The organism is Streptomyces sp. NRRL B-3229, from assembly GCF_000719505.1.
Lineage (GTDB): Bacteria > Actinomycetota > Actinomycetes > Streptomycetales > Streptomycetaceae > Streptomyces > Streptomyces griseorubiginosus.
Window position 1 is genome coordinate 69,845 of the sequence record NZ_JOGP01000018.1, and the last position, 14,534, is coordinate 84,378.

Sequence of the window (14,534 nt, forward strand, 5' to 3'; positions counted from 1 at the left end):
AACTCCCGTGTCAGCAGTACAGGTTGCCGCCGGGAGCGACCCCGAGGATCGACGTGAACCGGTTGTAGGCGTCGACCCGGCTCTGCACCTGGGCCGGGTTGCGGCCGTCGCACTCCAGGGACCCGTTGATGGAGCGGATCGTCTGGCCGAACCCGGCCTGGTTCACCATGGCGTTGTGCGGGGTCATGGTGCCGGGGCCGGACTGGGTGTTCCAGTACCAGAGGCCGGTCTTCCAGGCCACGGCGGAGTCGTTCTGCACCAGCCAGGGGTTGCCCAGCAGATCGATCCCCAGCGCGTCGCCCGCCGCCTTGTAGTTGAAGTTCCACGACAGCTGGATGGGTCCGCGCCCGTAGTACGCGGCCTGTCCGGCCGGACAGCCGTACGGCTGCCCGGCGTCGCAGTAGTGCGGGTAGTTGGCGGTGTTCTGCTCGACGATGTACACCAGCCCGCCGGTCTCGTGGTTGACGTTGGCGAGGAAGGCGGCGGCCTCCTGCTTCCGCACCGTGTCGCTGCCCGTGTTCGCGAACCCGGGGTAGGCGCTCAGCGCCGCCACCAGGCCGCTGTAGGTGTAGAAGGAGTTCCTGTTCGGGAACATCTGGTTGAACTGCGCCTCGCTGACGACGAATCCGGACGGCTGGCTCCCGCCGCCGCTCGCGGGCGCGTTCCACTTCTGGTTGGCGGTGCCGGAACAGGTCCAGATCTGCAAGCGGGTGCCGTTGGCGCTGTTGTTGTCCCGCACGTCCAGGCACTTGTTCGCGGCCGGGTTGACGATGTCCCGGGCGCCGGAGACCACCCACTGCTGGTTGGCGCCGCCCGAGCAGTCCCACAGCTGGACGGCCGCGCCGTCGGCGGTACTGCGGTCCACGACGTCCAGGCACTTGCCGAGCGCCCGCAGGGTGCCGTCGCCGGGGTTCGACCAGACCTGGGCGCCGGTGCCGTTGCAGTCGTAGAGCTGTACGGCCGTGCCGTTGGCGGCGGACGCGCCCGCCACGTCGACGCACTTGCCGGCCAGGCCGGTGATGGTCCCGGAGGCGGCATGGGCGGGAGTCACCGTGCACAGCGGGGTGAGCACGCAGGCGAGGGCGGCGAGGACCGCGAGGCGGGCTGCGCGCGGGGAGAAGGACATGGGTGGGCACGCTCCTTGAGGGGGTGGGGGACGCCGGGGAGGCCGCCCCCGCCGAGCGGGGGCGGCACAAGGGCGGAGCTCTACGGGTAGCTGGTCAGATTCGCCACGTTGGCCGCGGAGTTGGACGGGCCGCCGGTGCCGTTCACCACGTGCCGGATGGTGCCGGTGCCGCCGAGGGAGACCGTCACCATGCTCTGGAAGCGCACGCCGGCCCTGTTCGGGGCCTCGATGGCCCGCTCGGCCACCACACCCGGGTTCACGTTGAAGTAGCAGTAGCTGCCGAGGCCGTAGGCCTGGTGACTGGTGACGGAGTCGGCGACCTTGTAGGCGGCCCAGCCCTGCGTCGAACCGTTCGTCCAGGCCGTCTGGTTGGGCGGGTCGTAGGGCATCTCGTTCTGGTAGAAGTACGTGCGGCCGCCGTTGCCGTTCCAGACCGTCTGGTACTTCTGGTAGTGCTCGACGAAGAGGCCGTACGCCGTGACGTCGTCGCCGTTGACGATCAGGCCGGTGTCCGCGGTGTTGGTGTTCCAGCCGACGCCGCTGCCGTGGTCGGCGCGCCAGATCCACATGTGGTCGCCGATCACGTTGTCGCTGTTGATCACGAGGCTGGTGGTCGCCTTGCCCACGCCTGCGCCGCCTACGCGGAAGTACACGTCGTGCAGGGAGGTCGGGTTCGCGGCGTGGGAGGCGGCGGCGCCGGCGGGCCCCACCTCCATCAGGGTGGGCGAGTTGACGGTGCCCGCGTCGAAGAGGAGGCCCGCGACCTTCACTCCGTCGACATCGGCCACCTTCATCGCGGTGACGCCGTTGTCCGGGACGAAGGTGGCGAGACCCAGACCGAGGACGACGGTGTCGGCGCGGTTCACCTGGAGTGTCTGGTTCAGGTGGTACACACCCGGCGTGACCAGGAGGTTCTTGCCCGCCGCCAGGGCCGCGTTGATGTCCGCGGCGCTCGCGCCCGGCTTCACGACGTAGAAGGTGTCCAGGGGGAGGGAAGAGCCCGGCGGGGTCCCGTTCGCCCAGCTGGTGCCCGTGGAGTTGGACCGCACCGACGGCACGAAGACCTTGTAGGAGCCGTCGCCGTCGACGTACAGGAAGGGCTTCTCGCGGCTGACCGGGGTCTGCGCGACCGTGGTGTACGGCGGGTTGGGGAAGCTGGTGCCGGGGACGCCCTGGCTGCCGACGAAGACCATGTTCCAGTTGGACCCGGTCCAGCTGCCGAGCTGGGAGTTGCGGGTCAACCACTGTTGCTGGCTGCCAGAGTTGACCTGTCCGTCGATCTTCGTGTCCGCGAGCAGGCCGCCGCTGGACCAGCCGTTGTCGTCCAGGGCGAGGTTGCCGCGCAGATGCATCCGGCGGTAGGCGGCGGCCTGGGAGACGGCCCAACGGTCGCTGCCGTTCACGGGGTTGACGGAGAGGTTCTCGGCCCCGCGCCAGAAGTTCTGCGTCGCGTTGCCCTGGAACCAGTCGGCCTCCGCGTGCACCGCGCCGTTGACCGTGACCGCGTCCGGCGTCAGGCCGAGCCCGGCGACCTGGGTGTAGAAGCCGACGTTGGCGTCCGCGGTGTAGGAACCCGGCTTGAACAGGACGGCGTAGCGCTGGGATCCGAACTGGTTGGTCTCCTGCTGCTGGAAGATCGAGTTCAGTCTCGACTGGATCGTCGAGGACGACATGGAGGGATCGAAGACCACCACGTTCGGGCCGAGATCCGGGTCGCCGGCCGTCGGGGTCACCGGCACCACCTGGAAGCGCTGGGCCGCGCTGCCGTTGCACGTGTACTGCACGAACTGCACGCTGTCGGCGGTCGAGGCACCCGGATCGTCCAGGCACTTGCCGCTGTTGCGGTTGACGAACCGGTACGCGCCGCCGCCCTCGTCGACGGGCAGCCACTGCTGGTTGGCGCCGCCGCCGTAGGTCCACAGATGGACGGGCGCGCTGTCGGCGGTGGAGACGTCGGCGACGTCCACCACCTGGCTGGTGTTGTTGCGGTTGTCGATGCGGACGTAACCGTCGCTCGTGGCGGTGAAGCGCCACTGCTGGGCCGTGGTGCTGTTGCAGGCGTACTGCTGGACGGCGGTGCCGTTGGCGGTGCCGGCCGACCTGGCGTCGAGACAGCGACCGCTTGCCGCGTTCATGACAGTCATGAAGCCGGTGGGGATCGCGGTGGCGGCGCTCGCGGGTGCGGGGGTGAACGTCAGGAGCGACGCGGCGGCCGCCGTGACGAGCGCGGCGGCGCCGGATCCGCGGAGGCGGGTGCGGGTGGGCATGCGCGGAGCCCTTCGTGGGGGTGAGGTGGTGCGAGGTGTCTGGCTGCCCCGGAACCTAAAGGTATGGACCACTTGCGTCAAGAGGTGAAGTAAGGTTTGAGGGAAGGGGGTTGGCGGCCGTCGGTGCCGCAGACGTCTCAACCACTCGCGCAGGAACGGGTCGCAGACCGACGACCAGACCCACGATCACCACCGCGATGCCCAGCCACACCGAGGGCCCCGGCGTGCCCGTGCCCGAGAGCGCGCTCACGACCGCCGCGGCCAGGGGTGCGATGCCGGTGAGCAGCCCGGCCCGTCCGGCCCCGACCGCGCGGACCGTCGAGTACCACAGGACGAATGCGACCGCCGTCACCATCAGCGTGAGATAACCGGCGGCCGCCCACTGACTTGCCGTCACCTCCCGTACGGCGGTGGGTCCTTCGAGAGGGACGCCGAGAACGGCCAGCAGCGCACCGCCGATCCATGTCGCGTGGATCGACACTCCCCAGGGCGTGTGGCGTGCCAGCACGGGCACCGCGAGCAGCGTGAACGCGGCCTCGCACCCCAGGGCAAGGCCCGCCCAGGCCACCCCGGCCGCGTCCGTGCGGCCGGTCCCCTCCACCAGCACCGCGCCCGCCATGACGACGGGTGCCGCGATCAGCACCTGCCGGCTCGGCCTGCGCCGCTCCAGCAGCGGTCCCACCACCCCGAGCACCAGCGGTACGCACGCCACCGCCACGGCGATCACCGCCGGTTCCGCGTGTGCGACGCCCCGGACCACGGCCACGTTGAACAGCACCAGACCGGTGACGGCGAGCCCGGTCAGCCACAGCCACTCCCGCCCCCGAGGCCACACCGGCCGGACACCGGCGAGCCGGGCGAGGAGGACCAGGATCACGGCCGCGGCCAGGTACCGGACCGCCTGGGTGGTGAACAGCGGGGCGTCCACCAGAGTGTGCGAGACGCTGACGCTGCTCCCCACCAGGATCATCCCGATCATGCCGGGGACCAGCTGGGTCAACGAGGTGGAAGGTGTGTCCATACCGCCCACCCTGCCCGCACAATGGACGCCATGGGCAGGTCCACGAAGTCGCCGGCCGAGGGGTCCAAAACGGGATCCGGTACGCAGCGTGACGGCGCGGCCGCGGGCTCGGACTTCCTCCAGCTGGACATCGGACAGGCGCCGGCCGGCGGCCGTACCGCCTGGCTCGCCGACCGGTTGCGGGCGGCCATCGCCGACGGCCGGCTGCCGGTCGGGACCCGGCTGCCCGCCAGCCGGGTCCTCGCCGCCGAACTGCGCGTCACCCGGGGCGTGGTCACCGAGGCCTACCGCAGGCTGGGCGAGTCCGGCCAGATCGCGGGCCGCGGCCGGCTCGGCACCGTCGTCGTAGCCGCGCCCGCCGCACCCGCCGCCCCGCGCGAGAGCGCCCCTCCCTCCGCAGCCGGCGAGAGTGCGCCCGATGCCGCCGGACCGGGCCGCGCCCTCTTCGCGTCCGCGGCCCGCGACGGCGTCGTCGACGAGCTGCGCGCCCTGCCGTGCCGTATCGACCTCTCCCCGGGCCTCCCCGACCTCGCCGCCTTCCCTCGCACCGCCTGGGTGCGCGCCGAGCGGGCCGTCCTCGCGGGTGTCACCCCGGCCGACTTCGGCTACGGCGACCCGCGCGGTGCCCCCGCCCTGCGCCGGGCCGTCGTCGGCTGGCTGGCCCGCAACCGCGGCATCCGCGCCGACCCCGACGAGGTCGTGGTGGTCGCCGGGGTGGCGCAGGCCCTCGCCCTCCTCGGGGGGCTGCTGCGGGAGGACGGCGTCCACCGCGTCGCCGTCGAGGACCCCGGATCGCTCGGAGCACGCCAGCAGTTGGAGTACGGCGGCCACACCGTCGTCCCCGTCCCCGTGGACGCGGGCGGACTCGACGTCGGGGCCCTGCGCGCGAGCGGTGCCCGGGCGGTGCTGACCACCCCGGCCCACCAGTTCCCCACCGGCGTCGTCCTCGACGGGGAACGCCGGCGCGAACTGCTGTCCTGGGCCGCCGGGGGAGGGGTCGTCATCGAGGACGACTACGACGCCGAGCACCGCTACGACCGGCCGCCCGTCCCGGCCCTGCGCTCGTTGCTGCCCGACGGGGTCTGCTACGCGGGCAGCGTCTCCAAACTCCTCGCGCCCGCGCTCCGGGTGGGCTGGCTGCTCGTGCCGCCGGACCGGCTGGACGCCGTGGTGCGGGCGAAGCGGTACGCCGATCTCGGCAACGGCGTCCTCACCCAGCTGGTCCTCGCGCGGCTGATGGACTCCGGCGAGCTGGAACGCCATCTGCGCCACGTCCGGTTGCGCCACCGCCGGCGCCGGGACGCGATGCTGCGGGCCGTCCGGGCCCGGCTGCCCGGCGCCCGCGTCCACGGGGCCGCCGCGGGCCTGCACCTCATGGTCACCTTCGACGACCGGGGGACCGGCCTGCGGGACACCGACCTCGCCGCGGCCGCGCTGGCCCGGGGCGTCAAGGTGCACCCCCTGTCCTGGCACCGGCTCACCCCCGGCCCGCCCGGCCTGGTGCTCGGCTACGCGGCGGGCGCCGCGCACGACATCGAGGAGGGCATCGCGGTGGTCGGCGAGGCCCTGCACGGCCTGGTCCGGGCGTGACGCCCGGATGCTCCGGGGCGCAGCCGCGCGGCCTGGCCTCGATGTGACGGCTGGATGTTCCGGGGCGCAGCCGCGCGGCCTGGCCTCGATGTGACGGCTGGATCGGCACGAAGCTGCGCGGCCTGCCCCGGGCTACGGCCCGCGCCTCGGCCTCAGCTCCCCGGCACCGGCCCGCAGCTCGCGCGGACCACGAGACCGACCGGGATCGGGGTCTCGGGGAGGGGTGGCCGCGTGCCGCCGTCGATGCGGCTCAGCAGGAGCCGCAGGGAGCGCGTGCCGATCTCCGCGAAGTCGGTGCGCACGGTTGTCAGCGGCGGCAGCAGATGCGCGGCCTCCGGGATGTCGTCGTAGCCCACCACGCTGACCTCGCCCGGCACCGAGCGGCCCGCCTCGTGGAAGGCGTGCAGGACGCCGAGGGCCATCTGGTCGTTGGAGACGAACACCGCGGTGACGTCGGGGCGCCGGGCCAGCCGCCCGCCCAGGTGGTAGCCGGAGTCGGCACTCCAGTCCCCGAACAGCGGCTCCGGGACCCGTGCACCGGCCGCCGCCAGCGTCGAGCGCCAGCTCTCCAGGCGGTGGTCGGCCGAGGTCCAGCCGCTCGGGCCCGCGATGTGCCAGACGGTCGGGTGCCCGAGCCCGAGCAGATGCTCGGTGGCCATGCGGGCGCCCTCCCGTGAGCCGCCGGTGATCTCCTCGGTCTCCGGGTCGAAACCGTTCTCCAGCACCACCAGCGGGGTGTCGAACCGGGCGTCCGCCAGGGCGTGCCCCACCCACAGCTGCGGGGCGATGGCGATCACCCCGTCCGCGCCCTCGGCCGAGAGCCTGCCCACCGCCTCGACGACCGTGTCGTGCTCGGCCGTGTCGAGGGCGATGGAGCTCAGCAGATAACCGGCCTCCTGGGCCGCCGTGTTGATCGCGGTGAGGATGGAGGCAGGCCCGTAGCGGGCCGCGTCGAAGGAGATGACCCCGAGCATCCGGGTCCGCCCGCTGGCCAGCGACCGGGCGCTGCGGCTGGGCCGGTAGCCGAGGGTCCGCATGGCCGTCAGCACCGCCTCGCGGGTCTCGGGCCGCACCGACGGATGCTCGTTCAGCACCCGGGAGACGGTCTGCTTGGAGACGCCCGCCAGCCGGGCCACGTCGTCCATCACCGGGCGCGAGCCCGCGAAGTTCCGTCGGCTGCGCCCCTTCGGCACGGCTCCTTCGGCGGCGCTTGGGCTCATGGTGGCGGTTCCTCGACCTGGTGGGGGGTGTGGTGGCGCGGCCGGAATCTCGACCTGGTGGGGCTGCCGGGTGCGGCTGGACGACGGCAGGCGTACGGCGGGCGCCGGGACGGCAGTGGAAGTGACGGTGGCGGTGACGATGGGACGGCGGCCCCGGCCCACCCGATGGCTCAGCATAGGCGGGCCGGGACCGGGGATCCGGACTCCCGGCAGGTCAGCCGGTCCGGACCTTCCGGGTGCGTCGGATGATCCACTCGGCGTGTGTGACAGCTGCCGTCTCCCGCTCGGCGCACGCCTGTTCCGGCAGCTGGACCGGCGCCCGAGCGTGCAACGGCAGCACCCGCACCCGCAGCCCGTCGCCCCGCACCGCCTCCGCGGGCAGCCGGTCCAGGCCGATGTCCCAGACCCGCCCCGCGGAGAACTGGTCGGCGACGAGGGTCCCGCCCAGGTACGCCCGTCCGACGTCCCCGTGCCAGTGCAGCCGCAGCAGCGTCCCCGGCGGCAGTCCGTCCGGCACCTCGACCCGGTACTCGGCGGCCACGGTGTCGAAGTACGAGTCGGCAGGAACGCTTGCCCGGCCCTGGACACCGGTGACCGCCTCGGGGGCGGACCCGGCGGCCCTGACCAGGGTGACCTCGACGGCGGGGACATCATCGCCCGAGGCCGACGGGACCGCGTAACGCGTGAACACGCCGTCGGTGACCGCTTCCGCCGCCACCCCGTCCACCACGGGGGCCCGTTCCGGCGCCGGCAGCACGGCGAACGACGTCGCGCTCCCCGTACCGTGCAGCCGTACCTCGTCCCGGTCGAAGACCACGCCGTCCGTGCTCAGCACCAGCCGCTCCGCGCCCCAGGCCGTACCCCGGTAGGCGGTACGGGCCGTCGCCGCGTCAAGGACCAGCAGCCCGACCCGACCGCCGTCGGCGGTGTCCACCTCCACGAGGGCGTCGGTGCCGGGCCGCAGCCCGGTCACCAGCAGCCGCTCGCCAACCGGGACGACATCGCCCGTGGGTGTGCTCACCGACGCCACCGTGTCCGCGTCCAGGGCGAGTTCGGGCGCGATGCCGTCGGTGGCGGCCAGCACCAGGACCGTACGGCCCCCGACATCGAGCCGGCACACCGGCTGGGCGGTGGCCCACTCCAGCCGCAGTCCGGCCAGCTCCAGCCGCAGCGGCCAGCAGAAGTAGGCGCCGGCCGGAACGGTGACGGGAGTGCTGGGCAGCGCCAACTCGCCTCTCCCGTCGGCGAATTCGATGGTGAACGTCGTCTCCGGGTGCTCCGGCAGCGGCTCGTGCGGCTGGTGGTTGTTCACGAACAGGAAGCCCGACGCGCCGTCCCCGCGCACGGCCCACCGCAGGGTGTCCCGGTCGGACTGTCCGGCAGGACGCTCCTCGGGGAGCATCGACTCCATGGGGGCGATCAGGTGCCCGAAGTCCGCCAACAGCAGGTGCTGGAGCCGGAGTTCGTGATAGGTGCGCCGGTACTGGCCGTACTCGCCGAGCGGCGCCTGGAAGTCGTACGTCAGCACCGGCAGGTCGTTCGGATATCCCGTGGCGTGAGACTCCTGGAGGGTGCTGAGCTCGCCCGGCGGGTTGGTGCCGCCGTGGAACATGTAGAAGCCCTGCCAGACCGAACCGCAGCCGATCTTGGTGAGGCCGAGCGCGCCGATGTCGTCCGGCTCGACGTACGGCCGCCGGTGGTACGACACCGCCATGCCGCCGCCCAACTCGCAGGTGGCCCAGGGGAACCGGTCCGCGAAGGCGTCCGGCTCGCTGCCGCGCACGGTCACCGGGCGCAGGTCCGAGCCGATGCCCTCGTCGTCGCGCTGGTGGGTGAAGAAGAAGTGCTTGCGGCAGGTGTCGGGCCAGCGGCCGTCGGCCTCGGTCCAGAAGGCCTCGGTGTAGCCGCCGTACAGCGGGAGCAGCTCGTCCGGCGGGAGTCGCACCCCGCCCCAGGCGGTCGAGGTCCACAGGGGTGCGCTCAGGCCGGCCTCCTGGGCCATCCGCTTCAGTGTCAGCAGGTGGCCGGGCCGGTCGTAGAGCTCGTTCTCGATCTGGATCGCCACGATCGGGCCGCCGTGCGCGCGGTCCAGGCCCTTCAACTGCCCGGCGATCGCCGCGAACCAGGGCCGTACCGCCGCCAGATACGCGGGGTCGTCGGTGCGGGGTGCGCAGTCGCGGGCGAGCACCCAGTCGGGCAGACCGCCGCCCCGGACCTCCGCGTGCGACCAGGGGCCGATGCGGGGGACGAAGTCCAGGCCGTGCCGGGCGCACAGCTCGGCGAAACGGCGCAGATCGCGGTCGCCGTCGAAGCGGACCCGTCCCTCGATCTCCTCGTGGTGGATCCAGATGACGTAGCTCGCGACGGCGGTGACCCCGCCCGCCTTCATCTTGAGCAGCTCCTCCTCCCACTCCCCGGCGGGGTAGCGGGAGTAGTGGAACTCGCCGGACACCGGGAACCAGGGGCGGCCGCCACGGGTGAGCCAGCGGCTGGTGACCTCGATCGGGTCGGCCACGCCCGGCGCGTCGGCGAAGGGCAGGTGACCGGTGAGCGGGGGAGCGGCGGGCGCCGGGAAGCGCAGCCGGTGAGCACCGGTCACCAGGTGTTCTCCGGGCCGAGGTCGGCGCTGTCCGTGAGCCGGGCGCGGGTGGCGGTGGTGGCGTGCAGTTCGAGGACGACGAGCTCGTTGGAGCCCTGGCGCAGGACCGGGGCGGGCACGTACAGGGTGTGCTGCGGGCCGCGGTTCCAGTACCGGCCGAGGTGGAAGCCGTTGACCCAGGCCTGGCCCTTGGTCCAGCCGGGCAGGGCCAGGAAGGTGTCGGCGGGCGTGGCCACCTCGAAGGTGCCCCGGTGGAAGGCGGGTCCGGCGGAGGGGCCCGTCTCGTACGCCCCGAACGGCACGGCGGCCGGATCGTCCGCCGGCACCGGGCGGGCCTCCCAGCCTTCCAGTGCGGTCCCCTGGAAGGAGACCGGACCGAGCAGCCCCTTGGGGGTGCCGATGCGCGGCCCGTAGTTGACGCCGCCCATGTTCTCCACGAGCACCTCCAGCACGGCACCGGAGTGCGGCACCCGCACCACCAGCGTCTCGTCGTGGCGCTCCCGCTCCAGCACGCCGAGGCACGCGCCGTCCACGAACACCAGGGCGCGGTCACCGACCCCGCCCGCGAAGTGCAGCAGGCCCTCACCGGAGGCCGGCAGCGTGGTGCGGTACAGCACGTACCCCGACCGCAGCCCGAGTTCGTTCATCGTCGCCGGGTGCTCGGTGCGCACCGGTGCGAGGCCGCGGACGTACGGCAGCAGCGGCGCCCGGTGGTCCAGGTCGACGTCGGTGACGGGGAGCTTGGGCGCGGGGGCCGGGGCCGGCTCCTGCGGGACGCCGGCATGGCGGGCGATGACCTCGCGGAACGCGTGGTACTTGGGGCCGGGGTCGCCGCTCTCGGTGAGGGCCGCGTCGTAGTCGTAGGAGGTGATCGTCGGGGTGTAGGCGTGCTTGTGGTTGGCGCCGTTGGTGAAGCCGAAGTTGGTGCCGCCGTGGAACATGTAGATGTTGACCGAGGCGCCGGTCGCGAGCAGCCGGTCCAGGTCGGCGGCGGCGTCGGCCGCGTCGCGCACGTGGTGCGGGCCGCCCCAGTGGTCGAACCAGCCGATCCAGAACTCCGCGCACATCAGCGGCCCTTCGGGCTGGTGGGCGCGGAGCGCGGCGAGGTTCTCCTCGACCCGGCTGCCGAAGGTCGTGGTGGCGAGCGTGCCGGGCAGCGTGCCGGCCGACAGGTGCTCGGGGTTGGCCTGGTCGCAGGTGAACAGCAGCTCCTCGACGCCCCGTTCACGCAGCGCCTGGTGGACGTGCTTGAGGTACGCGGTGTCGTCGCCGTAGGCCCCGTACTCGTTCTCCACCTGGACGGCGATCACCGGGCCGCCGTGCGCGGCGAGATACGGCCGAAGGGCCGGGAGCAGCAGGTCCAGGTAGCCGTCGAACGCCCCGGTGAAGCGCGGGTCGCTGGTGCGCAGCCGGATGTCGGGGTCCGCGAGCAGCCAGGACGGCAGCCCGCCGTCGTCCCACTCGGCGCAGATGAACGGGCCCGGACGCAGGATCACCTGGAGCCCCTCCTCCTGGGCCAGGCGCAGCCAGCGGGGCAGGTCGAGGAAGCCGTCCAGGACGAGGGTGCCGGGCTCGGGCTGGTGGTGGTTCCACGGCAGATACGTCTCGACGGTGTTGAGACCCATCAGCCGGGCCTTGCGCAGCCGGTCGGCCCACTGGTCGGGGTGGATCCGGAAGTAGTGCATGGCTCCGGAGAGGATCCGGAACGGTTCGCCGTGCAGCAGGAAACCGTCGGTGGACGTCGTCAGAGCGGGCATGCGGGGCATCCCTTCGAAGGGGCGGGAGTTCAGGGGGTTCGGGCGCTGCGGACGAGCTGACGAGCGTGCGCGTGGGTGTCGATGTTACCGGTAACTCAAAGGTCGTCAAGATCTCTCGTAGCGCCGGGGGAGTCGAGGGTGATTGGACTGGTGGTCCAGGGATTGGATTGGTAGTCTAGATCTGCTGACGGAGACAGGAGGCGTGTGATGGAGGCCGAGCGGGACGCGATCCTTGCCGCGCTCAGACCGGTCGTCGACGGGATCGCGGCGACCTTCGGGCCGGTGTGCGAGGTGGTGCTGCACGACTACCGGAGACCGGAGCAGTCGGTCGTGGCCCTTTCCGGCGCGGTGACCGGGCGCTCGGTGGGCGGGGCCATGAGCCAGATCGGCCTGCGCATGGTGGCCCGCGGCGACGAGGCGGCCGACGAGCTGAACTACGTCACCCGCACCGACACCGGCAAGCTGGTCAAGTCGTCGACGATGCTGCTGCGGGACTCCTCGGGCGCGGTCTTCGGCGCCCTGTGCGTCAATGTCGACGTCGGCGCGGTGAACGAGGTCCACGCCCTGCTGGGAGCGCTGGCCGGGACCGGCGCGATCCCTGCGGAACCTCCCGTCACCACCTTCGGTGACGACATCGACTCCGTCGTCGACGTCATGCTCGACGCGCACCAACACCAGTCGTGGGCGCTGCTCGACCGCGCCGGGCGCCTGGACCTGTTCCGCAGCCTGGACGAGCGGGGCGTGTTCGCGGTGCGGCGGGCGATCGAGCAGGTGGCGGGACGGCTCGGGATCTCGCGGGCCTCCGCGTACAGCTATCTGTCCCAGTCCCGGAAACAGCCCCGAACCGCGTCCCGCGACGGGGTTCGGGAAGAGGATCGGGACGGGGTTGGAGAAGGTGCTCGGGACCGCGCTCGGGACGCGGCTCGGGACTGGGCGAAGGATGGAGGGCAATCGTGACGAGCATTCCGCCGGTCACCCTGGACGATGTCCTGGACGCGGCCGCCCGGCTCAAGGGCGTCGCCCACCGCACGCCGGTGCTGCGCTCACGCACCCTCGACGCGCTGGTCGGCGCCGAGGTCCACCTCAAGTGCGAGAACTTCCAGCGGGTCGGCGCCTTCAAGTTCCGCGGTGCCTACAACGCGGCCTCCCGGCTCACCCCCGACCAGTTGACGCGGGGCATCGCCGCCTACTCCTCCGGAAACCACGCCCAGGCCGTCGCGCTGGCCGCCCGTGAGCTCGGCACCACCGCCGTGATCGTGATGCCCGAGGACGCCCCGGAGTCCAAGCGCGCGGCCACCGAGGCCTACGGCGCCGAGATCGTGACCTACGACCGCTACACCGGCGACCGCGTGGCCATCGCCGAGGCCCTGGCCGCCGAGCGTGGCCTGGCGCTCATTCCGCCGTACGAACACCCGCATGTGATGGCGGGACAGGGTACGGCTGCCCTCGAACTCCTGGAGGAGACCGGCGATTTGGGTGCCCTGCTGGTGCCAGTCGGGGGCGGTGGGCTGATGGCGGGGAGCGCGACCGCGGCCAAGGGCCGGTATCCGGACATCCGCATGATCGGGGTCGAGCCGGAGACCGGCGACGACACCCGGCGCTCCCTGGAAGCAGGGCGGCGCGTCAGCATCGCGGTCCCGAAGACCATCGCCGACGGACAGGCCCTGCACACGCCGGGCGAGCTGACGTTCTCGGTGAACCGCCGACTGGTCGACGAGATCGCGCTCGTCTCCGACGACGAGATCCGGGACGCCATGCGGTTCGCCTTCGAACGCCTGAAGATCGTCGTCGAACCGAGCGGCGCGAGTGCGCTGGCCGCGCTGCTCAGCGGCCGGGTGAGCGGCCTTCCGGGCCGGGTGGGGGTGATCGTCTCGGGTGGGAATGTGGATGCGGAGCGGTTCGCGCGGTTGTGCGGGGCGTGAGGGCCGGTGTCGATGGGCCGGAGCTTCGGCTGCGGCCAGGGCACATCTTTTGAATCTTGCTCCGTGGGGTTCCATGCGGTGCATAGAGTGCACGCCGTGGGCATACCCGGCTGGTCCGTCTGGATCTTTCTCGTTCTGTTCTCATGGCAGGTCCTCGTTCTCTTCGTCGTCCTGCATCGACTGCGGGAAGCCGACTCCGATCTGCGGGGCGAGGCGCGCCTCGACCTGCTGGACGCCGTCGGCTCCTTGCTGCTTCTCGGCGGCGGCCTGCTGGGTCTCGTGGCCGGGGAGTCCTGGCTCTGGCTCGGCTTCGCCGGCTTCCCGCTCATGACCGCCGGCTACGCCGTGAAGGGCGTCCACTGGCTCCGGGCCCGCCGCCACCCCACGACCTGATACGGACTGCTTCTACCGGGCGCGGTGGTCGGCGACAGGGCGTGGGTCACCCGAATGGCGGCCCCGGCTGGACAGGCGGACGATGGAGGCGTGGGACCGGCCCCGCCGGTGCCGCCCGGGACGGGTGGGAGACGGAGACCGGCCCTGGCCGTACCGACACGGCCGGAAGGGAGATCCGTCATGTTCGAGGTGAAGACGCTCGACAAGCCGGACGAGCGCCGGGACTTCCCGCGGGGCCACCTGGAGGCGGTCCACATGAGCGGGCTGGACTTCGCCGTGGGCACCTTCGAGCCCGGCTGGCGCTGGTCGGAGTCGGTGGGACCGATCGCGGGCACCAAGAGCTGCGAGGTCCACCACAACGGCTACGTGGTCCAGGGCCGTATGCACATCCTGATGGACGAGGGCGGCGGAGAGCGCGAACTGGGCCCCGGGGACATCTTCGTGGTGTCTCCAGGACACGACGCCTGGGTCGTCGGCGACGAGCAGTGCGTGGTCTACGACTTCGCGGGCGGCATGGCGAGGGACTACGCGAAGGAGCAGTGAAGGGTCTACGCGAGGGAGCGGTCAACGGACTACCCGAACGAGCGGCGGACGGACCCGTCCCGGGCGGTCGTCGCGCAGCCCATGTCCGACCCTCGT

General features: G+C 72.3%; 11 protein-coding genes. 5 read left to right on the forward strand and 6 right to left on the reverse strand.

The genetic code is table 11. The features are described from left to right. Positions 1–10 precede the first annotated feature (10 nt). The 3 genes from IF54_RS0126290 to IF54_RS0126300 form a co-directional block, all read right to left on the reverse strand. Positions 11–1,126: a chitinase gene (locus tag IF54_RS0126290; RefSeq protein ID WP_030322895.1), complete on the reverse strand. Its 1,116-nt coding sequence runs from the start codon at positions 1,124–1,126 to the stop codon at positions 11–13. Positions 1,127–1,206: 80 nt separating this feature from the next. Further along, positions 1,207–3,393, reverse strand: coding sequence for an RICIN domain-containing protein (locus IF54_RS0126295; protein ID WP_030322898.1), 2,187 nt, complete (start codon positions 3,391–3,393; stop codon positions 1,207–1,209). Positions 3,394–3,448: 55 nt separating this feature from the next. Beyond that, the gene (locus tag IF54_RS0126300; protein WP_030322901.1) at positions 3,449–4,414 is read right to left on the reverse strand and encodes a DMT family transporter; all 966 of its coding nucleotides are present in this window, start codon (positions 4,412–4,414) and stop codon (positions 3,449–3,451) included. Between the two features lie 21 nt (positions 4,415–4,435). Here IF54_RS0126300 and IF54_RS0126305 point away from each other — a divergent pair, with 21 nt between their 5' ends. Then, positions 4,436–6,004, forward strand: coding sequence for a PLP-dependent aminotransferase family protein (locus IF54_RS0126305; protein ID WP_030322904.1), 1,569 nt, complete (start codon positions 4,436–4,438; stop codon positions 6,002–6,004). A 152-nt stretch (positions 6,005–6,156) separates the two neighbouring features. On the opposite strand, the gene IF54_RS0126310 is transcribed toward IF54_RS0126305, so the two are convergent. The 3 genes from IF54_RS0126310 to IF54_RS0126320 form a co-directional block, all read right to left on the reverse strand. Then, positions 6,157–7,224: a LacI family DNA-binding transcriptional regulator gene (locus IF54_RS0126310; RefSeq protein ID WP_037820584.1), complete on the reverse strand. Its 1,068-nt coding sequence runs from the start codon at positions 7,222–7,224 to the stop codon at positions 6,157–6,159. 214 nt (positions 7,225–7,438) lie between these two features. Beyond that, on the reverse strand, positions 7,439–9,823 hold the full coding sequence (locus IF54_RS0126315) for a beta-galactosidase (protein ID WP_030322908.1): 2,385 nt from the start codon (positions 9,821–9,823) through the stop codon (positions 7,439–7,441). After that, a complete protein-coding gene (locus IF54_RS0126320) occupies positions 9,820–11,580 on the reverse strand; it encodes a glycoside hydrolase family 35 protein (RefSeq protein ID WP_030322911.1) in 1,761 nt (586 codons plus the stop codon). Before IF54_RS0126320 ends, IF54_RS0126315 begins: the two co-directional genes overlap by 4 nt. 207 nt (positions 11,581–11,787) lie before the next feature. Between IF54_RS0126320 and IF54_RS0126325 the strand changes: the two genes are divergently transcribed. From IF54_RS0126325 to IF54_RS0126340, 4 genes are all read left to right on the forward strand, one after another. Continuing rightward, positions 11,788–12,537 carry a helix-turn-helix transcriptional regulator gene (locus IF54_RS0126325; protein ID WP_051735543.1) on the forward strand — a complete coding sequence of 250 codons (750 nt, stop codon included), beginning with the start codon at positions 11,788–11,790 and terminating at the stop codon, positions 12,535–12,537. Continuing rightward, positions 12,531–13,502, forward strand: coding sequence for a pyridoxal-phosphate dependent enzyme (locus tag IF54_RS0126330; protein WP_030322916.1), 972 nt, complete (start codon positions 12,531–12,533; stop codon positions 13,500–13,502). The genes IF54_RS0126325 and IF54_RS0126330 overlap by 7 nt, the downstream gene beginning before the upstream one ends. A gap of 96 nt (positions 13,503–13,598) precedes the next feature. Next, positions 13,599–13,895 carry a hypothetical protein gene (locus IF54_RS0126335; protein WP_063754970.1) on the forward strand — a complete coding sequence of 99 codons (297 nt, stop codon included), beginning with the start codon at positions 13,599–13,601 and terminating at the stop codon, positions 13,893–13,895. A 180-nt stretch (positions 13,896–14,075) separates the two neighbouring features. Beyond that, entirely contained in the window at positions 14,076–14,438 is a 363-nt protein-coding gene (locus IF54_RS0126340; protein ID WP_030322927.1) for a cupin domain-containing protein, read from the forward strand. Positions 14,439–14,534 lie beyond the last annotated feature (96 nt).

Excerpts from the sequence above, each read along its gene's own strand:
- IF54_RS0126290 (WP_030322895.1), bottom strand. The coding sequence starts at position 1,126 with ATGTCCTTCTCCCCGCGCGCAGCCCGCCTCGCGGTCCTCGCCGCCCTC.
- IF54_RS0126340 (WP_030322927.1), top strand. The coding sequence starts at position 14,076 with ATGTTCGAGGTGAAGACGCTCGACAAGCCGGACGAGCGCCGGGACTTC.
- IF54_RS0126320 (WP_030322911.1), bottom strand. The coding sequence starts at position 11,580 with ATGCCCGCTCTGACGACGTCCACCGACGGTTTCCTGCTGCACGGCGAA.
- IF54_RS0126310 (WP_037820584.1), bottom strand. The coding sequence starts at position 7,224 with ATGAGCCCAAGCGCCGCCGAAGGAGCCGTGCCGAAGGGGCGCAGCCGA.
- IF54_RS0126305 (WP_030322904.1), top strand. The coding sequence starts at position 4,436 with ATGGACGCCATGGGCAGGTCCACGAAGTCGCCGGCCGAGGGGTCCAAA.
- IF54_RS0126300 (WP_030322901.1), bottom strand. The coding sequence starts at position 4,414 with ATGGACACACCTTCCACCTCGTTGACCCAGCTGGTCCCCGGCATGATC.
- IF54_RS0126295 (WP_030322898.1), bottom strand. The coding sequence starts at position 3,393 with ATGCCCACCCGCACCCGCCTCCGCGGATCCGGCGCCGCCGCGCTCGTC.
- IF54_RS0126325 (WP_051735543.1), top strand. The coding sequence starts at position 11,788 with ATGGAGGCCGAGCGGGACGCGATCCTTGCCGCGCTCAGACCGGTCGTC.